At 67.9% G+C, this 20,847-nt stretch carries 18 protein-coding genes; 5 read left to right on the top strand and 13 right to left on the bottom strand.

Translation table 11 applies throughout. The features are described from left to right. Positions 1 to 13: 13 nt before the first annotated feature. The 4 genes from JRZ79_RS16625 to gyrB form a co-directional block, all read right to left on the bottom strand. On the bottom strand, positions 14 to 1,183 hold the full coding sequence (locus JRZ79_RS16625; RefSeq protein ID WP_205251667.1) for an NAD(P)/FAD-dependent oxidoreductase: 1,170 nt from the start codon (positions 1,181 to 1,183) through the stop codon (positions 14 to 16). Between the two features lie 45 nt (positions 1,184 to 1,228). Further along, positions 1,229 to 1,762 carry an Rrf2 family transcriptional regulator gene (locus JRZ79_RS16620; RefSeq protein ID WP_010902626.1) on the bottom strand — a complete coding sequence of 178 codons (534 nt, stop codon included), beginning with the start codon at positions 1,760 to 1,762 and terminating at the stop codon, positions 1,229 to 1,231. Positions 1,763 to 1,895: 133 nt separating this feature from the next. After that, a complete protein-coding gene (gene gyrA / locus JRZ79_RS16615) occupies positions 1,896 to 4,370 on the bottom strand; it encodes a DNA gyrase subunit A (protein ID WP_205252588.1) in 2,475 nt (824 codons plus the stop codon). A 1-nt stretch (position 4,371) separates the two neighbouring features. Next, a complete protein-coding gene (gene gyrB, locus JRZ79_RS16610) occupies positions 4,372 to 6,285 on the bottom strand; it encodes a DNA topoisomerase (ATP-hydrolyzing) subunit B (protein ID WP_205252587.1) in 1,914 nt (637 codons plus the stop codon). A 140-nt stretch (positions 6,286 to 6,425) separates the two neighbouring features. Between gyrB and JRZ79_RS16605 the strand changes: the two genes are divergently transcribed. Both JRZ79_RS16605 and JRZ79_RS16600 read left to right on the top strand, forming a co-directional pair. After that, positions 6,426 to 8,840, top strand: a complete 2,415-nt coding sequence (locus JRZ79_RS16605) for a DNA topoisomerase VI subunit B (RefSeq protein ID WP_205252586.1) — start codon at positions 6,426 to 6,428, stop codon at positions 8,838 to 8,840. After that, entirely contained in the window at positions 8,837 to 9,937 is a 1,101-nt protein-coding gene (locus JRZ79_RS16600) for a DNA topoisomerase IV subunit A (RefSeq protein WP_010902622.1), read from the top strand. Before JRZ79_RS16605 ends, JRZ79_RS16600 begins: the two co-directional genes overlap by 4 nt. On the opposite strand, the gene JRZ79_RS16595 is transcribed toward JRZ79_RS16600, so the two are convergent. The 4 genes from JRZ79_RS16595 to psmB form a co-directional block, all read right to left on the bottom strand. Continuing rightward, positions 9,888 to 10,682: an MBL fold metallo-hydrolase gene (locus JRZ79_RS16595; protein ID WP_205252585.1), complete on the bottom strand. Its 795-nt coding sequence runs from the start codon at positions 10,680 to 10,682 to the stop codon at positions 9,888 to 9,890. The two genes, JRZ79_RS16600 and JRZ79_RS16595, sit on opposite strands and share 50 nt — an antisense overlap. A gap of 65 nt (positions 10,683 to 10,747) precedes the next feature. Further along, complete coding sequence (locus tag JRZ79_RS16590) at positions 10,748 to 11,521, bottom strand: HAD-IIA family hydrolase (RefSeq protein ID WP_205252584.1); 774 nt, start codon at positions 11,519 to 11,521, stop codon at positions 10,748 to 10,750. 57 nt (positions 11,522 to 11,578) lie between these two features. After that, complete coding sequence (gene ligA / locus JRZ79_RS16585; RefSeq protein WP_205252583.1) at positions 11,579 to 13,261, bottom strand: ATP-dependent DNA ligase LigA; 1,683 nt, start codon at positions 13,259 to 13,261, stop codon at positions 11,579 to 11,581. 141 nt (positions 13,262 to 13,402) lie between these two features. Beyond that, positions 13,403 to 14,134: an archaeal proteasome endopeptidase complex subunit beta gene (gene psmB, locus JRZ79_RS16580; protein WP_012289244.1), complete on the bottom strand. Its 732-nt coding sequence runs from the start codon at positions 14,132 to 14,134 to the stop codon at positions 13,403 to 13,405. A 234-nt stretch (positions 14,135 to 14,368) separates the two neighbouring features. Between psmB and JRZ79_RS16575 the strand changes: the two genes are divergently transcribed. Beyond that, the gene (locus tag JRZ79_RS16575) at positions 14,369 to 14,734 is read left to right on the top strand and encodes a DUF555 domain-containing protein (protein ID WP_010902617.1); all 366 of its coding nucleotides are present in this window, start codon (positions 14,369 to 14,371) and stop codon (positions 14,732 to 14,734) included. 40 nt (positions 14,735 to 14,774) lie between these two features. Further along, positions 14,775 to 15,314 carry a CBS domain-containing protein gene (locus tag JRZ79_RS16570; RefSeq protein WP_010902616.1) on the top strand — a complete coding sequence of 180 codons (540 nt, stop codon included), beginning with the start codon at positions 14,775 to 14,777 and terminating at the stop codon, positions 15,312 to 15,314. An 85-nt stretch (positions 15,315 to 15,399) separates the two neighbouring features. Here JRZ79_RS16570 and purM read toward each other — a convergent pair whose 3' ends face one another. The 3 genes from purM to JRZ79_RS16555 are packed head-to-tail and all read right to left on the bottom strand — an operon-like array spanning position 15,400 to position 18,572. Then, positions 15,400 to 16,395: a phosphoribosylformylglycinamidine cyclo-ligase gene (gene purM, locus JRZ79_RS16565; RefSeq protein ID WP_205252582.1), complete on the bottom strand. Its 996-nt coding sequence runs from the start codon at positions 16,393 to 16,395 to the stop codon at positions 15,400 to 15,402. Positions 16,396 to 16,452: 57 nt separating this feature from the next. Then, a complete protein-coding gene (locus JRZ79_RS16560) occupies positions 16,453 to 17,061 on the bottom strand; it encodes a Zn-dependent protease (RefSeq protein ID WP_012289243.1) in 609 nt (202 codons plus the stop codon). After that, the gene (locus JRZ79_RS16555) at positions 17,058 to 18,572 is read right to left on the bottom strand and encodes a TraB/GumN family protein (protein ID WP_010902613.1); all 1,515 of its coding nucleotides are present in this window, start codon (positions 18,570 to 18,572) and stop codon (positions 17,058 to 17,060) included. The genes JRZ79_RS16560 and JRZ79_RS16555 overlap by 4 nt, the downstream gene beginning before the upstream one ends. A gap of 102 nt (positions 18,573 to 18,674) precedes the next feature. Here JRZ79_RS16555 and JRZ79_RS16550 point away from each other — a divergent pair, with 102 nt between their 5' ends. Then, entirely contained in the window at positions 18,675 to 19,142 is a 468-nt protein-coding gene (locus tag JRZ79_RS16550) for an acyl-CoA thioesterase (protein WP_010902612.1), read from the top strand. A gap of 7 nt (positions 19,143 to 19,149) precedes the next feature. Here the strand turns inward: JRZ79_RS16550 and gatA are convergent, their stop codons facing one another. Both gatA and gatC read right to left on the bottom strand, forming a co-directional pair. Further along, on the bottom strand, positions 19,150 to 20,421 hold the full coding sequence (gene gatA, locus JRZ79_RS16545) for an Asp-tRNA(Asn)/Glu-tRNA(Gln) amidotransferase subunit GatA (RefSeq protein ID WP_205252581.1): 1,272 nt from the start codon (positions 20,419 to 20,421) through the stop codon (positions 19,150 to 19,152). Then, the gene (gene gatC / locus JRZ79_RS16540; protein WP_012289242.1) at positions 20,421 to 20,696 is read right to left on the bottom strand and encodes an Asp-tRNA(Asn)/Glu-tRNA(Gln) amidotransferase subunit GatC; all 276 of its coding nucleotides are present in this window, start codon (positions 20,694 to 20,696) and stop codon (positions 20,421 to 20,423) included. The genes gatA and gatC overlap by 1 nt, the downstream gene beginning before the upstream one ends. Positions 20,697 to 20,847: the final 151 nt, after the last annotated feature.

Here is a 20,847-nt window from a genome sequence, read left to right as displayed (position 1 = left end):
CGTTACTGTTCGATTACAGTGCGTCCCACGCCTTCATCGCGCGCGACCACGACGTGATCTTCGCGATCCAGCGCGCCGCCGCGCCCTTCTTCAGCACTTTCGCCGGCATGTTCCCGAACGTCCGGATCGGCGCTGCGATCCCGCTCATCTCCACGTCGTGTGCGATCGCCGTCTCACCCACCGACACCAGGGTGCCCTGGTCCTCGTAGGTCCACGTCTCCAACGGTCGCCCCTCCATGGCGCGCGCGACGTTGCGCGCGACCACGTCGGCGGCCTGCCAGGCGGCCTGCGCCGTCGGCGGCGCGACGTCATCACCGCCCTGGGAGATCATCGAACAGTCACCCACGGCGAACACGCGTTCGTCGTCGGCTTGCAGCGTCGACGACGCCTGCAGGCGGTTGTGCTCGGCGTCCATCTCCACGTCGCTGAGCTCGCTCGGCCCGGTGACGCCGCCGGTCCACACGAACACATCGTAGTCGAGGCTGTCCCGCTCGTCGAACTCGATGGCGTCCTCGGATGCCGCCGTGATCGGGTCGTCGGTGAGGATGGTCACGCCAGCGTCCTCCAACCGGTGGCGGAGCGCGCCCTGGATCTCGCTGTCGCCCGGCGGGAAGATCTCCGGCAGCGCCTCCACGAGCGTGACATCGATCGGCGCGTTGTGGCGGTCGCGGAACTCAGCGACCTCGCCCGCACTCTGGATGCCGGACAGCCCCGCGCCGCCGATGACGACGTTCGCCGGGTCGTCACGGGTCGCGTCCTGGGCGGCCTCCCGGACCTGCTCGTGGATCTCCATGGCATCGTCGAGGCTCTTCAGCGTCAGTGGGTGTTCGGCCATCCCCTCGATGCCGTAGGTTGCGGTCTCCGAGCCGATGCCGACGACGAGATAATCGTACGCGACGTCGTCGCCGTCCGCAAGCGAAACGCTGCGCTCGTCGGTGTCGATGTCCGTGACCGAATCCTCGATGAACTCCGTGGTTCGGGATTTGATGTCCTCGACGGGGATCGTGATCTTCTCCTGGACGCCCGGATCACGGATCACCCGGTGGGCCTCGTGCAACACGAGGTGGTAGTCCGTGTCGGCCACCCAGACGAGTTCCGCGTCCGGGCCGAGTTCGGACTCAAGCCCTGCGATTGCCCCCGCACCAGCGTACCCCGCACCGAGAACAACGACTCGCGTGGTCATAGCCAGGATTCGGTGGGCCGGTGATACAAAGCCTGCGATAGTGACTCAGTGCGCCGGTTCGTCTGCCGGGGCTTCCATCGCGTCGATCTTCAGGATGACGACGCCTTTCGCGTCGTCTTTCCCGTCGACAGTGCCTGACACCTGGAGTTTCGACAGCGGGGTCGGTCCAACGATCACGCTGTCGCCGTCGTGGATGTCCCGGATGGAGCCACGGAAGTGGACTTCTGCCCGACACAGCTCGGGGTGGTGGACGCTCGTCAGGTTCACTTTCTTGACGTTCACGTCGGTGATGTCCTCGCCCTCGTGGGTCACGGGCACCTCGGCCGCCGAGTCGAGTTGCTGGATGTCGAGCGCCTCGTAGGCGTCGACTGTTGGCTTGTATCCACCTTTCGGCCCCGGTACACCCTCGACGAGCTGGAGTGCTTTCAGGCTCTGCATCTGGTTCCGGATCGTCCCCGGGTTGCGGTCGACTTCATCGGCGATCGCCTCGCCTTTCACCGCGGTCTCCTGTTGGGTGTAGCGGTCGACGAGCGCTCGAAGGACGGTCTTCTGGCTAGCGGTCAGCTCGATTGATGACATGCCGTGGCGTTCGCCGCAGACGCACTTCAAACCCGCGATGGTGTTGATTCCAGTTTATTCGCGGGGCAGCCATCCACACGCTCCTGAAACAGTCTCCCGGGCGGCGGCGTTCGCGAGCGCGGTCGCCGTGGCGCTACTCTTCGCCGTCGGCCTGGTCGGCGGCGCGCACAGAGACCCCCGCAACCTCGTCGCCCGACCCGACGGCCATGATGTTGACGCCCTTCGTGTTCCGGCCCACCGTCGAGATCTCGTCGACGGGCATCTGGATGATCTGGCCGTCCGCGCTCATCACGACGAGACTGTCGTCGTCGCCGACCGCGTCGACGGAGACGACGTCGCCGTTCCGGTCGCCCGTCTTGATGTCCACCAGCCCCTTGCCGTTCCGGGACTGGGAGCGATACTCGCCGATGCGGGTGCGCTTGCCGTAGCCGAACTCGGTGACCGTCAGGAGGCTGCGGTCGTCCTCGGATTCGACCGCGGCGACGCCGGCGATCCGGTCGGCCGCGTCCAGATCCATGCCGCGAACGCCGCGCGCGTTGCGCCCCATCGCGCGCACGTCGCCCTCGTCGAAGCGGATCGCCATCCCCGCCTCGCTGCCGAGGATCACGTCGTGGCTGCCGTCGGTCACCTCGACGTCCGCGAGCGCGTCGCCGTCCTCCAGGTCGATGGCGATGATCCCCGTCGAGAGGATGTTCCCGAACTCGCCGACGCTGGTGCGCTTGACGTAGCCGTTCCGGGTCGCCATCGTGAGATACTCGTCGTCGGCCTCGAAGTCGAGGTCGTCGGCGGTGACGACCGCCGAGATCTCCTCCCCGTCGTCGAGATCGAGGATGTTCACTGCCGACGTTCCCCGCGCCGTCCGAGACATCTCCGGCACCTGATAGACCTTCAGTCGGTAGACCTGGCCCTGGTCGGTGAAACACAGCAGGTAGTCGTGGGTGCTCGCCGTGAACACCGTCGAGACGCGGTCGCCGTCCTTCAGATCGGAGCCGATGATCCCCTTCCCGCCGCGGTGCTGGGCGTCGAACGTCTCCGCGGGCACGCGCTTGATGTAGTCGCCCTCGCTGAGCACCACCACCGTGTCCTCCTCCGGGATGAGGTCCTCGTCGGCCACCGTGCCCGTGTCCTCGATGAACGACGTGCGGCGCTCGTCGGCGTACTGGGTTTTGATCTCCCGGAGCTCGTCTTTGATCACGTCGAGGAGCTCCTGCTCGCTGCCGAGGATCTCTTCGAGGCGCTCGATGCGCGCGGTCACGTCCTCGTACTCGGATTCGATGTCCGCCGCCTCCATGGACGTCAGGCTGCCCAGTTGCATCCGCACGATGTGGTCGGCCTGGTCCTGCGAGAAGTCGAACGCCGACTTCAGCGTCTCCTTGGCGGCGCCGCGGTCCTCGGCGTCCTGGATCAGCTCGACGACCTCGTCCGCGTTCTCCAAGGCCGTCAGCCGGCCGTCGAGGATGTGTGCGCGGTCCTCTGCCTCCCCCAGGTCGTGTTCGCTGCGGCGGCGCACGACCTCCTTGCGGTGGCTGACGTACTCCGCGAGCAGCTCTTTCAGCGTCAACACCTTCGGCTCGCCGTCGACGAGCGCGAGGTTGATGACGCTGAACGTCTTCTCGAGGTGGCTCTCGAGCAGCCGGTTCTCCACGACGTCGGTGTTGGCCTTCTGCTTGAGGTCGATGACGATGCGGACGCCGTTGCGGTCGGACTCGTCCCGCAGGTCCGTGATCCCCTCCAGCTTGCCGTCCCTGACGTCGTCGGCGATGCGCTCGACCAGCGTTGACTTGTTCTGCTGGTAGGGCAGCTCCGTGATGACGATGCTGTCCCTGCGGCCGTTGCTCTCGACGTGGTATTCGGCGCGCATCCGCACGCGACCCCGGCCCGTCTGGTAGGCTTGCTTGACGTCCGCCCGCCCGACGATGTTCGCGGCCGTCGGGAAGTCCGGGCCCTTCACGTACTCCATTAGATCCAGAACCGTGCAGTCGGGGGTGTCGATGAGGTGGATGGTGGCGTCGATGACCTCCCCGAGGTTGTGCGGCGGGACGTTCGTCGACATGCCGACGGCGATGCCCGACGAGCCGTTCACCAGCAGGTTGGGGAACGACGACGGCAACACCGCCGGCTCGGTCAGGCGGTCGTCGTAGTTGGCCTGGAACCCGACGGTGTCTTTCTCGATGTCGGTCAGCAGCTCCTCGGCGATGGGGGCCATCCGGGCCTCCGTGTACCGCATCGCTGCGGCCGGGTCGCCGTCGACGCTGCCGAAGTTCCCCTGGCCGTCGACCAGCGGATACCGCATCGAGAAGTCCTGGGCCATCCGCACCAGCGCGTCGTAGATCGGCGAGTCGCCGTGTGGGTGGTAATCACCCATGGTGTCCCCGACGATGTTCGATGACTTCCGGTGGCCCGACCCGCTCGTCACGCCGGACTCGTGCATCGCGTAGAGGATGCGACGATGCACGGGCTTGAGGCCGTCACGGACGTCCGGGAGCGCGCGCCCCGCGATGACGCTCATCGCGTAGTCGATGTACGACTGCTCCATCTCCTCGTCCACGCGCACGTTCTTCACTCGATCCGCCACGTCGTCGGGTACGTCTGGTGATTCGGAACTCATCTTAGATGTCGACCCATTCGGCGTCGCCGGCGCGCTCCTGAATGAACTGTTTGCGTGGTTCGACGGCGTCCCCCATCAACACGGAGAACATCTTGTCCGCGGCCGCCGCGTCCTCGACGGTGATGCGCTTGAGGATGCGGTTCTCGGGGTCCATCGTGGTGTCCCAGAGCTGCTGGGGGTTCATCTCCCCGAGGCCCTTGAACCGCTGGACCTGCGTGGGGTTGCCGTTGCACTGCTCCTCGACGATGCGCTCGCGGTCGGCCTCCGTCATCGCGTCGTAGGTGTCCCCGCGGTATCGGATCCGGTACAGCGGCGGCTGGGCGGCGTAGACGTATCCCGCCTCCAGCAGCGGCTTCATGTGCCGATAGAAGAACGTCAACAGCAGCGTGCGGATGTGCGCGCCGTCGACGTCGGCGTCGGTCATCATGATGATGTTCTCGTAGCGCAACTCGTCGATGTCGAACTCGTCGCCGATGCCGGTGCCAAGCGCCGTGATGATGTGGCGGAGTTCGTCGTGTTCGAGGATCCGGTCGAGGCGGTGTTTCTCGACGTTCAGGATCTTCCCCCCGAGCGGGAGGATCGCCTGAAACCCGGGGTTGCGGCCCTGTTTCGCGGAGCCGCCGGCGGAGTCGCCCTCGACCACGAACAGCTCGGCGTCTTCGGGGGCTTTGCTCTGGCAGTCCGCCAGCTTCCCCGGGAGGCTCGTGGAGCCCAGCGCGGACTTCCGGCGCGTGAGCTCCTCGGCTTTCTTGGCTGCTTTTCGGGCTTTCGCGGCTTCGACGGCCGTCCGCACGACCGCCTTGGCGGTGGCGGGGTTCTCCTCGAAATACGTCCCCAGGCCGTCGTTGACGGCGCGCTCAACGATGCCCCGGACTTCGCTGTTCCCGAGTTTGGTCTTGGTCTGCCCCTCGAACTGGGGGTCGGGGTGTTTGACGGAGATGACCGCAGTCAACCCCTCCCGGATGTCGTCGCCGGTGAGGTTCTCGCCGTCGAGTTCCGACAGCAGGTTGTTGTCGTTGGCGTAGTCGTTGACGGTGCGCGTGAGCGCCGTCTTGAACCCAGTGAGATGCGTGCCACCTTCCCGCGTGTTGATGTTGTTCGCGAACGCGTGCGTCGACGACTGGACGTCCTCGGAGGCCTGCATGGCGATCTCGACGGAGATACCGTCGTCCTCGCCTTGGAAGTAGATGACGTCGTCGTGCAGCGCATTGCGGGTCTCGTTGAGGTATTCGACGAACTCCCGGATGCCGCCCTCGTACTCGAAGGTGGACTGCGTGGGCTCGTCGCCGCGCTCGTCGGTGAGCGTGATCTCGACGCCGGAGTTCAGGAACGCCAGCTCACGCAGCCGGTTTTCGAGCGTGGAGAAGTCGTACGCTGTCGTCTCGAAGATCTCGCTGTCCGGACGGAACCGGATGAGCGTCCCGGAGTCGTCGCTGTCCCCGACGTGTTGGAGGTCGGTAACCGGTTCGCCGCGCTCGAACTGCTCGCGGTACCGCGCGCCGTCCCGGGAGACTTCCACCGCGAGGCGCTCGGAGAGGGCGTTCACCACGGAGACGCCGACACCGTGGAGGCCGCCGGACACCTGGTAGGACTTCGCGTCGAACTTCCCGCCGGCGTGCAACACAGTGAGAATGACTTCCACCGCCGGTCGGTCGTACTCCTCGTGGGTGGCCACCGGGATCCCACGACCGTCGTCGGTGACGCTCACCGAGCCGTCGTCGTGCAGCGTTACGTCGATTCGATCACAGTACCCTGCAAGCGCCTCGTCGATGGAGTTGTCCACGACCTCGTAGACGAGATGATGCAGACCACGAGCGTCAGTGGAACCAATGTACATCGCTGGCCGCTTCTGGACGGCTTCGAGCCCCTCCAGAACCTGAATTTGGCCAGCGCTGTACTCGCTTTGATCAGACATGAACGTTAGACCACAGTAGACGGTCGGGTGGTAAAAAAGGCTCGCACGCGTGTGCGCGTGTGCCGACTGTGGGCCCGGTTTCACTTTCACCCCGGCACCGCTGGTGTTTTAGCCGCTGGTCGTGAACCACGGGACACTGAATGACGTCGTTCCAGTCGACACTCGACGACGACGAGGACGGCATCGCGGAGGAGCTTGCCGCGAGCCAGCGCGAGATCTCCGTCGCCGAGTTCTTCGAGAAGAACAAGCACATGCTGGGCTTCGACTCCGGAGCCCGGGGGCTCGTCACGGCCGTCAAAGAAGCCGTGGACAACGCCCTCGACGCCACCGAGGAGGCGGGCATCCTCCCCGACATCTACGTCGAAATCTCGGAGGGACGGGACTACTACACCCTCATCGTGGAGGACAACGGGCCGGGCATCACCAACGCACAGATCCCGAAGATCTTCGGGAAGCTGCTGTACGGGTCGCGGTTCCACGCCCGCGAGCAGAGCCGCGGCCAACAGGGCATCGGGATCTCCGCGGCGGTCCTGTATTCGCAGCTGACGTCGGGGAAGCCGGTGCGCATCGAGAGCCGGACCCAGGACTCCGAGACCGCCAACGTCTACGAGCTCATCATCGACACCGACACCAACGAGCCGGAGATCAGCGCTGAAACGGAGGTTTCGGCCGCGAAAAGCGACCTCCGGGGGACGCATGGCACGCGCATCGAGATGGCCCTCGACGCGAACATGCGGGCTCGCGGGCAGCTCCACGACTACATCAAACACACGGCGGTCGTGAACCCACACGCCCGCATCGAGTTACAGGAGCCCGGCGGCGAGCTCAAATCAGAGCGCGCCGAGGAGGCCAGCCTGCCCGCCGAAACCGACGAAATCCTCCCCCACCCGCACGGCGTCGAGCTCGGCACGCTCATCAAGATGCTGGCGGAGACGGATTCACACTCCGTCTCGGGGTTCCTGCAGTCGGAGTTCACGCGCGTCGGCTCCAAGACCGCCACCGGCATCATCGACGCGTTCCGCGACGAGCATTTCGGCCGCGAGATGCGGTGGCGACCGCCCGCCGACGCCGACCTCGAAGCGACGGTGGCTGACGCCGTTGCGAACAAGGACGCCACACACGCGGCCGTGTTCGCGCGGACGGTCGCCGACGCCGTCCGGGACGCCGACAGCATCGCGCCCGCCGAGTTGGGGGCGCTCGTCGCGGACGCAGCCGCCGACGCACAGGACGACACCGGCACGTCGTTCGGCGAGACCGTGCAGGCGAACGTCGTGGCCGCCGTCCGGGACGCGCTCACCAGTGACCGCGTCGCCGACGTGCTCGGCCCGGTCGATGAGGCGACGACCGTCCAGAAAGACGACGCCACCGTACGCGGGCTCGCCGAGCGGATCGCCGCGAAGTTCGAGTCCGGTGGTGACACCGACCGCGTCACGCGGGACACCCTCGACGAATACGTCTTCCGGGCCGCCGAGAACACCGCCGAGTACGCCGACGCGACGATCGGTGAGACGGCCCGCGAAAACGTCGCCGACGCGCTCTGGGCGCGCATGGCAACGGTGCCCGACGACCCCCCGAACACGAGCGCGCTCGCCGACGACCGCGACGCGGCCAGCGACCTGCTGGCGGCGATGGCGTCGGTCAGCGTGATGGCCCCGCCGACGTCGTGTCTGTCGCCGATCGAAGCCGACCAACTGGAGGCCGGGCTGCGCACGGAGTTCGACGCCGACTTCTACGCGGCGGCCACGCGGGACGCCGACGTGCACGGCGGCGATCCGTTCATCGTCGAAGCCGGCATCGCGTACGGCGGCGACATCGACAGCGAGGGCGGCGTCCAGCTGATGCGGTTCGCGAACCGCGTGCCCCTCGTCTACCAACGGGGCGCGTGCGCCACCACCGACGTGCTCGGGGACATCGGGTGGCGCAACTACAACCTCAGCCAGCCCGGCGGCTCGGGGCTGCCACAGGGGCCGGCGGTCATCATGGTGCACGTCGCCTCGACGAACGTGCCGTTCACGAGCGAATCCAAGGACGCCATCGCCAACGTGCCCGAGATCGAGGCCGAGATCGAGCTGGCGGTCCGGGAGGCCGCCCGCGAGCTGAAATCCTTCCTGCAGAAGCGCCAGTCGATGCGGAAACGCCAGCAGAAACAGGACGTCATCATGGACATCCTGCCGACGATGGCGGAAAAAGTCGGCGAGCTGACCGGCCGCGGCGGCGTCGACGTGTCGGACTCGCTTGCCCGCATCATGAACAACGTGCTCGTCGAGCGTGCGCGCAGCGACGACGGGCAAACGGTGACGCTGCGCGTGGAGAACCACGGCACCGGGAGCGTGGACGTCGATGTCACTGACATCGTCTCCGCGGAACCCGACGGCGTCGGCGACGACGCCAGCGTCGTGGCGATGGACGACGAATACTTCGTGCAGTGGACGTCCGCTGTGGCCGGCGACGACGCCGCGGAGCTGACGTACAGCGTCGACGCCGACGCGGACTGCGAGCTCTCCGTATCGGGCGTTGCGGACGCACGACTCACCGTATCCGAGGTTGACACATGAGCGAGACACACACCTCCGACGAGACCGAGGCCCGCGACCAGTTGCTGGCGATCGCCGAGCAGTTCTACGACCAGTTCGCCGACGGCGACATCCCCCGGATGTCGCTGCCGACGCGCTCGAAATCCAACATCGAGTACGACGAGGACGCCGACGTCTGGGTGTACGGTGACAGCCAGTCGACGCGCTCGGCGAACTCGGTCCGTGGCGCTCGGAAGCTGTTGAAATCCGTCTACACGGTCGATTTCCTCGCCCAGCAACTCGACGAGGGGCGGTCGTCGACGCTGCGTGAACTCTACTACCTCTCGGAGTCCTGGGACGAGGCCGAAGCCCAGTTCAACGACCAAAGCGAGAGCGACAAGCTCGTCGAAGACCTCGAAATCGTCTCCGGGGTGAAACGGGAGGACTTCCACATGCGCCCCGAGGAGTCCGGCGCGAAGGTCATGGGGCCGCTGCGGCTGCGCGAGCAGACCCGGCGGGGCGACCGCGAGATCCACTGCCAGGAGGACGTCGGGCAGGGCGGCTACCAGATCCCGAACAACCCGGACACGATCGACTTTCTCGACACCGACGCCGACTTCGTGCTCTGCGTGGAGACCGGTGGGATGCGCGACCGGCTCGTGGAGAACGGCTTCGACGACGACTACAACGCCATCGTCGTTCACCTCGGCGGCCAGCCCGCCCGCGCCACCAGGCGGCTCACCAAGCGCCTCCACGACGAACTCGACCTCCCGGTGACCGTGTTCACCGACGGCGACCCGTGGTCGTATCGCATCTACGGCTCCGTCGCCTACGGCTCGATCAAGTCCGCACACCTCTCGGAGTATCTCGCCACCCCGCAGGCGCAGTTCATCGGCATCCGCCCCCAGGACATCGTCGACTACGACCTGCCGACGGACCCGCTGAGCGACTCCGACGTCAACGCCCTCGAATCGGAGCTCGAGGACCCCCGGTTCCAGAGTGACTTCTGGACCGAGCAGATCGGCCTCCAGTTGGACATCGACAAGAAGGCCGAACAGCAGGCGCTGGCGTCCCGCGGCCTGGACTTCGTCACGGACACCTACCTCCCCGAGCGCCTCGCTGAGATGGGCGTGCTGTAGACGCCTGTTCGTCAAGCGCCACCGGCACCCCGCTGCTCGCCACGGCGCTGGCGAACCTGCGGCCGTCGCCGGCCAGGCGCTCGACGGTGTTGTAATGGATCGGCACAGCCAGCGCCGGGTCGAGCCGATCGGCGAGGTCCGCGGCCTCCGTTTCTCCCATCGTGATGCGGCGGCTGATCGGTGCCAGCAACACGTCGCAGTCAATGGCGTCGTGGCTGGCGAGGGCGTCGGAGGCACCCGGCCAGAAGACCGTCGTGTCCCCGCGGGTGAGCGTGTACCCGCAGCCGACGCCGGGTGGGTGTAGGGACGTGCCGCCGGGCTCGTCGGGTGCCGTCTGGGCCTCGGTCACGGTGAGCGCGACGCCGGCGATTCGCTGGCGGGCCCCGTACTCGACGCGCCTGACGTCGTAGTCCAGGGCGTCGACCGGTGTGACATCCCGGCTGGTGGTGGCGGCGTCGATCGCGTCGTAGACGACGACCGTCGCGTCCGCGCTGGCGACGCGCGCGATGCCGTGGGGGTCGTAGTGGTGGGCGTGCGTGACCACGACGAGATCGCCGTCCTGGGCGCGGTACTCCGCCCCCGGCGGGTGCTCGTGCGCCCCCTCGAAGCCGCCGGGCGTCCACTCGCCGGTGAGCACGCCGTACCGGCCGGGATCGGTGTAGGCGACGGTGCCGTCCGCCCACTCGATGCGCGTGGTCGCGTACCCGAGCCAATCAACGGTCACGCCGGCGGCAGTGACTGTCATGGCGTCGTGTACGCTCGGTGTGGATAAATGGCCGGCCGTAATTCCCAGCGCGTTGGCCACCGGGGTTACGCGATCAGCCGCCCGATCTCGCCCAGCGAATCGAGGACGTGGTCGGGCTGAGCGTGAGCGGGCGTGGCGGCGTCGACGCCCGTGCGAACCAGCGCCGTCGTCATCCCGGCGGCCGCACCCAACGCCACGTCCGTGTCCGGTCGGTCGCCGACGACCAGACACTCCGCCGGCGGGACGCCGAGGCGGTCGACCGCGAGCCGCGCAGTTGTCTCGGAGGGTTTGCCGAGGACTGCGTCCGGGTCGCGCTCGGCAACACCCGCGACGGCCTGCACGATCGCCCCCGACCCCGGTTTGGCTCCGTCCGCGGCCGGGATCGTGATGTCCGGGTCCGTGCCGACGAGCGCCGTGGTGCCGTCCGCGAACGCGTCGACCGCGGCCTGGAGGTCCTGAAAGCCGAACGCCGGGTCGAACCCGGCGACGACCACGTCGGCGGCCACCGGATCGGCGGTGATGGCGACGCCGGCGGCGCGCAGTTGGGCCGTGATCGCGTCCGCGGCGATGGGGTACACTGCCGCGCCGTCGTGGGAGCGCTGGAGGTACGTGATCGTCGCGTCGGTCGCGGTCAGTACCTCACCGGGGGTGGCGTCGACGCCGAGGCCCTCCAGGCGGGCGGCGTGCTCGCTGGCCGGTCGCATGGGGTTGTTCGTCAGGAACAACACCGCGTCGGCGTGCTCGCGGAGCGCGGCGACGCCCGCCTCGGCACCGGGCAGCAGCGTGTCTCCACGGAGGACTGTGCCATCCAGGTCCAGAACGACGCCACGGTAGGTCACGTGGGTAGTGTGGGAGCGTGGGCGTGAAGGTCTTTGGTCAGTGCGGGGCGGCTGTCACTACTGTTGCTGGGCGGCGAGCCGCTCGACGCGCTCGATGGTGTCGGCCGTCGTCGGGGTTTTGTCCTCGCGGACGGAGACGAACCGCGGGAACCGCAACGCGTACCCCGAGGAGTACGTCGGCGACGCCTGGATCTCCTCGTAGCCGACTTCGAGAACCACCGCCGGCTCGATGTCGACCGTCTGGCCGTCCTCGCTGCGGACGTGTGGCTCCAGGCGGTCGCTGAGGGCCGCAAGCTCCTCGTCTGTCAGCCCGGTGGCGACCTTCCCGATGGTCTCGAAGCCGTCGCCGGCGGCGTCCCGCGCGGACAACAGGAACGTCCCCAGCACTGACGCGCGGCGGCCTTCCCCCCACTCCGCGCCGGTCACGACCAGATCCAGCGTCTCCACCTCGGGCTTGCGCTTCAGCCAGTCTTTCCCGCGGTCGCCGGGCGTGTACGGGGCGGCCGGGTTCTTCAGCATGATGCCCTCGTGGCCGCCCTCCAGCGCGGCCGCCTCGAAGGCCGCGATCTCGTCGGCGTCGTCGGTCACGAGCACCTCCGAGACCGCCGACGCGTCGTCGACCACCGAGCGCAGTCGCCGGTGGCGGTCGGAAAACGGCGCGTCCAGTAGGTCCTCGCCGCCGTCGGCGCTCGGCGCGTGCAGGCAGTCGAACGCGTGCAGTTCCACGCTGATCTCCTCGCGCATCGCGGCCACGTCGTGCTTGCGGCGGAACCGCTTGAGGATCTCCTGGAACGGCAGTGGGTCGCCGTCCTCGTCGGCCGCGACGGCCTCACCGTCTATGATCACGGGGGCCGTGACGTTGTTCTCGACGAACTCCACGAGCTCCGGGAGCGCCCCGGTCACGTTCTCCATGTTCCGCGAGTACAGCACCACGTCGTCCCCGTCGTAGTGCACCTGGACGCGTGCGCCGTCGAATTTCGTTTCGACGGCGGCCTCGCGCCACTCGTCGAGGGCGTCCGTGACCGTGCCGGCCTGCGCGAGCATCGCCTGCACGGGGCGGCCCACCTCCAGCCCCATCGCGTCCAGCGCGTCGGTGCCGCTGTCGCGTGCGGTTTCGGCCACGAGGCCGTAGTCGTTCGACACCTGGAGGGCGCGCTCCACGGCCGCAGTCGGCACGTCGAACGCCTCAGCGATGGCGTCCCGGACGGCCCCCTCGCCGACGCCGATGCGCATCTCACCCAACACCAGCCGCGCGAGGTATCGGGCTTCCCGGCTGGTACACTGGTTGAACAGCCCGAACAGGAGCGTGACTTTCTCGGACTGACTGCCGTCGCCGGCGGCGGCCGCCAGGGCCGCGAGTTCGTCCGCAACACCGCTGACAGTGAGACCGTCGGCGTGGTCGTCGCCGCCCCCGAACGCCGCGAGTCCGGTCTGTCCGCCGAGGGCCAGGCTGCCGGCGACGGCCCCGATGTCGCCGGTCTCGGCCAGTCGTGCCTCGATGTCGTCCGCGTCGACGTTCCGGCCCGCAGCCCGCGAGAGCGCCGTGTAACAGAGCTGTGGCCCGATGTCGAGTTTCGTCTCGGAGTGGGCGGGGAACACGCGTCCCTGGACGAACCGCGCGACGACATCGAGGTCGCTGTCGGCCGCGTCGAAGAGCTCCGCGACCAGCGCCACCACGTCGAGGTCGGCGTCGGTGGCTTCGATGTCGGCAGCGAACGTGGCGAACGAGCCGAACTTCATTGCGATAACGTAGCGACTAGTCGCGGATAAGCGGCGCGAACCGCGGCGGCAGTGGAGAAACAGACGGCGGTGAGCCGCCGCGACGCGGGCTGCCGCGGCGAGCCCGCGCGGGGGCCGTCACACCGGCTCTGGGTCGGCGCGTTACAGGAGCGCGTCGAATTCCTTGTGGCCGACGGTCGTGAGGCCGTCGTGGGTGATCTTCGTGATGTGGATGCCGTTGCCCGAGGCGGTGTCGCGTTCGCTCGCGGACTTCACGGCGTGGGCGGCGACCTGTTCGGCGTCCGCCATCGTCAGATCCTCGCTGTACTCCTGTTCGAGCACACCCAGGGCGTACGGCATCCCCGAGCCCTGTGCGGTGTACGTGTCGGACATCGAACTGCCGGCGGGGTCGAGGCTGAAGACGTGACCGCCGTCGTCGTCGACGCCGCCCAGGATCGGGACGACGCGGAAGAACGGCCCGCCGCGCAGGAGGTTCGACGCCATCGTGGAGAGCGCGTCGATGGACATGTACTCGCCGCGCCGCGCCTCGTAGAGGTTGGCTTCAGCGCGCAGCGACCGAATGAAGCTCTGGGCGCCACCGACCGATCCCGAGATCGAGAGGGCGGCGTTGGGCTGGATCTCCTCGACTTTCTGGACGTTCTTGTTGGAGATGACGCGGCCGCCGAGGCTCGCGCGCATGTCCGACGCCATCAGCACGCCGTCCTGGGTGGTCAGACCGACGATCGTGGTGCCGGTCTTGTTGACGGTGTCCGAGCCGGCCTGCGAGCGGTCGCCCTCGGGGAGCGAGCCGACCTCCGGCTCGTAGGGGTTGGGCGTGTCGTCGAGTCGCGCCCGATTGCGGGCGAACTCAGAGCCGTTGTTCGGGTTGAACATTACCACTTGATACCAGCCCGGGACTGATAAAAGCATCTCTTCCGGGGATTCCGCGGGGCGTCCGAAACACCGGCTGATACGCCGTCTACCTGTGGGTTACACCGTCCGGGTGAGTTGGATGCAGCGCGGTGAGCGGTGAGATGACGACTGGCGGGCGGGAGACACAGTCTGGCGGCGGTCTCGTGAGCGTTCGGAACCACAAAGCACGACTTCCCCCGTCACGTCCACTGTGGTATGAGCAACTACGTCGTTGCGATGGAAGCTGCGTGGCTGGTCCGTGACGTCGAGAACTCCGACGACGCCATCGGCGTCGCCGTGAGCGAAGCCGGCAAACGACTGAACGACCAGGACCTCGATTACGTCGAGGTCGAGGCCGGCGTGACCGGCTGCCCTGCGTGTGGCGAGGGCCTCGACGCTGCGTTCCTGGCGGCCAACACCGCCCTCGTCGGGCTGGTGCTCGAACTCACCGTGTTCAACGCGGACAGCGACGAGCACGCCCAGCGCATCGCGAAAAGCGAGGTCGGGGGCGCGCTGCGTGACGTTCCCCTGGAAGTGATCGACGTCATCGAGGACGGCGACGCGCCGGCCGAGGAGGCGTAACCCCCGAAGACTTATTAATAACTCCTAGTTATCTGGGCGTGTGCATCTACCGACGCCCCAAGATCTCCGCGAGCGGCGGACCTCCCTCGATCTGACTCAAAGCGAGCTTGCCGACCGCGCGGACGTCTCCCAGCCGCTGATCGCGCGCATCGAAGGCGGTGACGTCGACCCGCGGCTCTCGACGCTTCGGCGCATCGTCGAAGCCCTCGAAGAAGCCGAAGGCGACGTGGTGCGGGCGGCAACACTCATGCACGCCGACCTCGTGAGCGTCGCCCCCGACGACGCCGTCAGCGACGCCGTTGCGCGCATGCAGAACGCCGGCTACTCCCAGCTGCCCGTCATCTCCAGCGGGGTCCCGGTGGGCTCGATCAGCGACAACGACATCGTCCACGCCGGCGAGGACGTCGGCGACCATGCCGTCCGCGAGGTGATGAGCGAGAGCTTCCCCACCGTGTCGGCGGACGCGACCCTCGACGAGATCTCCAGCCTCCTCGACCACTACAAGGCGGTGATGGTGACCGAAGACGGCGAAACCGTCGGCATCATCACCCAGGCGGACATCGCCGCCCGGATCAGTTGACCCGCCCGCCAACCCGGGGGTCTCGACCGGGCGGTGCCGGCTGAACGCGCCGTGTGGCCCCGCGAGCGCTGGCCGTTACCGCCGGCTACAGGGACAGCCCGCGGATCGAGACGCCATCGCCGTCGGCGACGCGGCCGACGACCTCGCCGTCCGTCTGGCTCGCGAGCGCCGCCGCCGCGTCCTCTGGGAGCGCGACCACGAACCCGGTGCCCATGTTGAACGTCCGGTGCATCTCCGCGTCACCGACGCCGCCGGCGTCCTGCACGTAGTCGAACACCGGCTGGGCGGGCAGCGGGTCCGACACCTCGTAGCGGAACCCGCCCATGCGGTCGAGGTTCGTCCACCCGCCACCGGTGATGTGTGCGGCGGCGTGGACGCCGTGCTCGCGGAACGCATCGAGCAAATGGGTGTAGATGCGCGTCGGCTCCAACAGCGCGTCCCCCACTGTCTCGTAGCCCTCGTACGGATACGGCTCGTCGTAGCCGCCGTCCCGGGTCGCCGCCTCGCGGGCGAGCGTGAGCCCGTTGGAGTGGATGCCCGCGGACGGGAACCCAACGAGCGCGTCTCCGGCCTCGGCCCGACCGGGGAACAGCTCCGCGTCGGTGGCCACGCCCGCCGCGGTGCCCGCGATGTCGAACCCCCGCACGACGTCGGGCATCACCGCCGTCTCGCCGCCCACGAGTGCGACGCCGGCCGCGTCCGCCCCGGCGGCCAGGCCGTCGCCGAGCTCGGCCGCCCGCCGCTCGTTGGGTTCGTCAACAGCGAGATAATCCACGAATGCGGCCGGTTCGACGCCCGCCGCAAGGAGGTCGTTGACGTTCATCGCGATGCAGTCGATGCCCACCGTGGAGTAGTCCCCAACGGCCTCGGCGACCAGCAGTTTCGTGCCCACGCCGTCGGTGGCGAGCGCGAGATACTGGTCGCCGAGGTCCACCAGGCCGGCGTACGTGGTGTCGTCGGTTCCCGTCGACGCCGCGTCGACGAGCGCCGCCGTCGCGGCCTCGCTGTCGGCGATGTCGACGCCTGCGTCGGCGTAGGTCAGTCCGTCCGGGTCGCCATCGGCGTTCTCGCCAGCAGTCATACACGCACGTGCGCAACTCGTGGCGTTAAGCGTACTGGTATATGCGCGTCCACCCAACTACACGAGGACGCCCGCGAAGAACAACACCGCCGGCCCGATCGTGACCACCGCCGACAGCGCGTACGCCGTCGTGCTCCACTCCAGCACCGTCGCGCCGTCCAGGGGGCCAAACGGGATCATGTTGAACCCCGCCAGCAGGACGTTGATGAACACCCCCCAGTAGCCGACTCTGGGGGCGACCGTCACCAACACCACCAGTGAGACCGCACCGAGCACGACGTTCATCAGCGGGCCGGCCAGTGCGATGAGGCCGTTCTCGCGTGGCGTGATGTAGCCGCGGTGGTGGACCGCGCCCGGCGCGGCGAACAGGAACCCCGCGAGCCCGCCGGCGACCGCAAGCCCCAGCATTCCGTAGTCGGCGCGGAACTCCGCCTCCTGTCCGAACCGCAGTGCCACCGCCTTGTGTGCGAGTTCGTGCAGCAGGAACGCCACGCCCACGGTCGCCAGGCTCAACGCGAACGCGCGGGCGAACACCTGACTGGCGAGCACGTCCGTCAGCGTCGTCGGCGACACCGGCACCCGGTAGAACGCGAACGCCAGCCCCAGCAGCAGCCACGCCGCGCCGAGATCCCGCGCCTCGTGCCAGGACACCCACGACCGTGTCACAGCAGCCCCCACAACGCCCGGGCGCTGTTCTCAGCGCCCTGCACCATCGCGTCCGAAACCGCGTGCAGCGAGTCGAACGGCCCGCCGATGGCCGGCAACACCACCAGCGGGAACAGCACCGACGCCACGATGCTGCCGACGTTGGTCATCGCGACGACGGCGATCAGCCGGAACAACGGCACGTCGAGCATCTCCGAGACGATCTCCCGGACCGGACGCGTTTCGTCGTCCAACAGCGTGTTCAGCGTCTCGATGTCGGTGACGTGCACGGAGAGATAGCGCAGTTCGATGTATCCGGCGAACCAGCCCGGCGCGAGCAGCGGGTTCACGGACGTGAGCCACGCCACCGCCCCGCCGACGCCGGCCGACGTCCAGTGGGCACCCGCGAGCTTCGCGGTGGTCAACGAGAACACGCCGTTGAACAGAAACCAGCCGCCGAACACCTGCAACAGCACGTCGTTGCCCACGCCGGCCATCACGAGCAGCGCGAAAAACACCAGGAACCCCACAGTGAACGCCAGCCCGACGCCTTTCAGCAGCCACGACCCCCCGGTCTCTTTCCCCGTCAGCGACTCCATCGGGGGCAGCGAATCGGGGTTTTCGAGGTAGTTCATGATGCCGTCACGGTGGCCCGCACCGACGACGGCGACGACGTCTTTGCCCTGGGCGCGAAGCGCGAGCAGGTTGTGCGCGATGAACGCGTCGCGCTCGTCGATGAGCGCTTGCGCGCCGCCCGGACTGAACCGTCGGAACTCGGCCATCATCGCCGACACCACGTCGGCGTCAGTGAGTTCGTCCATGGAGAACTCCGCGACATCCGTCTCCGTGTCCGGCGCGGTCCAAGCCAACACCGCCGTGAACGCGATGCCGAACACGGCACCGCCCGCGATGGCGAACAGTCCGACTTCGGTGATCGCGGCGATCACGCCAACCACACCTGCCAACACACCGAGTCCGGGTGGCACGCTGGGCAGCACGTAGAGACCGCCGAGCAGCTCGGCGATCACGCCCACGAACGCCCCGATCAGCCCGCCGACGGTCAGGCCGAGTGTCAGGCTGTCGGTGACGCCGAGCGCCAACTCGCCGCCCATTCGGAGCTTCTCCGGCAGCGACATCCGCGCCCAGAAGCGCTGGATGGTCACCTGGATGTCGCGGTCGACGAGCGCCACGTCGGCCCCCGCGGTGTTCGCGGCGTCCACGGCCGCCTGCATGTCGGCCCCGGGCTCGATGCCGAACTTCTCGCCGAGGCGCCGTTGGGCGTACGACAACAGCCAGTACGCCAGGAACTGGAACGCCATGCTGCCTTTCAGGAGGTCCGTGGCGTCCAAGTCATCGGGGGCATCGCCCTGCATCTGCCGGAACCGGCCTTCGTCGAGCTCTACGGCGACTGTGTCAGGGTGTTCGTCGTCGATAACGCGCTCGACCTCCTCGACGCTGTCCGAGGAGACGTGCGCCGTGCCGACGACCCGCACCGACCCCTCGCGGTCGGCCGACGCGGCGTCCTCACTCATTACCTAGCGGATACGGGGGCCCAGCCTTACACCTGTCGATGGCCCGATGCTTGGCCGGCCGCTCCCGCAAGCTTTCAACCGCTCCGGTGAAAACGACGGCGCATGACCGACACGGTCCGGCTGATGGAGTCGTACACGGAGATGACCGAGATGCTGCTGCCGAACGACACGAACAACCTCGGGCGGGCGCTCGGGGGGACAGTCCTGCACTGGATGGACATCTGTGCCGCCATCGCGTCGATGCGGTTCGCCGGCTCGCAGTGCGTGACCGCGTCGATGGATCACGTGGATTTCATCACCGCCATCGAGATGGGCGAGGTGGCGGTGGTCGAGGCGTACGTCTTCGACACCGGCTCGACCAGCATCGACGTGAAAGTCGACGTGCACGCCGAGGACCCCCGCGAGGGCGCAACCCGAAAGACGACGTCGTCGTTTTTCACGTTCGTCGCGGTCGACGACGACGGCTCCCCGATCCCGGTCCCGGATCTGGCGTGTGAGTCAGACGCCGAAACCGGCCTGCGGGCGGCGGCGATGGAGGCTCACGAAGAGCAGGCACACCAGGAGCTGTGAGCGGCGGCTACTGTTCGACGGCGGCGGCGGCGTTGATGATCGTTTCCTCGCCGAACTTCGGGCCGACGAGCTGAACGCCGACCGGGAGGCCGTCGGCGTCGCCGGCGGGCACCGAGATGGCGGGGAGGTTCGCGAGGTTCGCCGGCGTGGTGTTGGCGTCCGCGAGATACATCTGGACGGGGTCGTCGAGGCTCTCGCCGAGCTTCGGCGGGAGCACCGGCATCGTCGGGGACGCCACCACGTCGACGTCGTCGAACGTCTCGTCGAAGTCCTGTTTCACCCACGCCCGGGCTTCCTGGGCTTGCTTGTAGTATTTGTCGTGGTAGCCCGCCGACAGCGCGTACGTCCCAAGGAGGATGCGGCGCGTGACCTCGTCGCCGAACCCGTCGGCGCGCGCGTCCGCGAACGTCTCGTTCCAGTTGCCGTCGAAGCCGCCGCCGGTGCCGTACCGCACGCCGTCGAAGCGCGCGAGGTTCGAGGAGGCTTCGGACATGGCGATGACGTAGTAGGCGGCGACGGCGTACTCACAGGACGGCAACGCCACGTCGACGGTTGTCGCGCCCTGCGCGCGGAGGTCCGCAAGCGCCGCTTCGAAGCGCTCGACGACGCGGTCGTCAGCGCCGTCGGTGAGTTCCTGCGGGACGCCGATGGTCAACCCATCGACGTCGCCGGTCGCGGCGCCGGCGTAGTCGGCGTCTGCGCCCGCGTCGCGGGTGGTGCCGTCGTGTTCGTCGGGGCCGGCGATCACGTCCAGGAGTTCGGCCGCGCCCTCGACGGTGGGCGCGATCGGCCCGATCTGTTCGAGGCTGTTTGCGTACGCCACCAGTCCGTACCGGGAGACCAGGCCGTACGTCGGTTTGAGGCCGACGACGCCACAGTACGCGGCGGGCGCGCGAACCGAGCCGCCGGTGTCGGAGCCGAGCGCGAGGTCGGCGTCGCCGTTCGCGACGGCGGCCGCGGAGCCGCCGGAGGAGCCGCCGGGCACCCGGGTTTCGTCGACCGGGTTCTTCGTGGGACCGAAGTACGAGGTTTCGGTGGTCGTCCCCATGCCGAACTCGTCCATGTTGGTCTTGCCGACGATGGTCCCGCCGGCCGCGAGGAGGTCCTCGACGACGGTGGCGTTGTACGGCGGCTCGTAGTCGGCCAGCATCTTCGAGCCACACGTGGTGGGCACGCCTTTCGTGGAGATGTTGTCCTTGACGGCCACCGTCGTGCCGTCGAGGGGGCCGTCGGCCGCTCCCTGGATGGTCGTCTCGGTGATGAATGCGTTCAGGCTCATTACGAGACGTTGGGGCCTTTGAACCGGCCGTCTTCGGTTTCGGGGGCGTTTGCGAGCGCGTCGTCCTGGTCGAGGGAGTCCGCGATCTCGTCGGCCCGCATCACGTTCACCAGCTCCGGCTCGGCGTCGACTTCAGGGACCTCTTCGAGGCGCTCGAAGTGTTCGAGGATGTCCCCACAGTGGTCGACGACGGTGTCGACGTCCTCGTCGTCCAGTCGGAGGCGCGCGAGGTCCGCGACGTGCCGGATCTCCTCGGCGTCGACGGCGTCAGTCATACGCGAGTGGTCGCGCGTGCCGGCGGTAAGCGTTTCGATGGCGGGACCGAGCACGCAAATTAATGATATGTGGTAACAGTTATCAAAGTACTTTTGCCCGTGCATGTGCATTATCCACACGAGCGGACAACCACACCGGCCCCCCGCAGCC

Source organism: Halobacterium sp. BOL4-2 (assembly GCF_016917835.2).
Lineage (GTDB): Archaea > Halobacteriota > Halobacteria > Halobacteriales > Halobacteriaceae > Halobacterium > Halobacterium salinarum.
The sequence above is the reverse complement of the archived record's forward strand: the minus strand, read 5'-3'. Positions and strand labels throughout refer to the sequence as shown.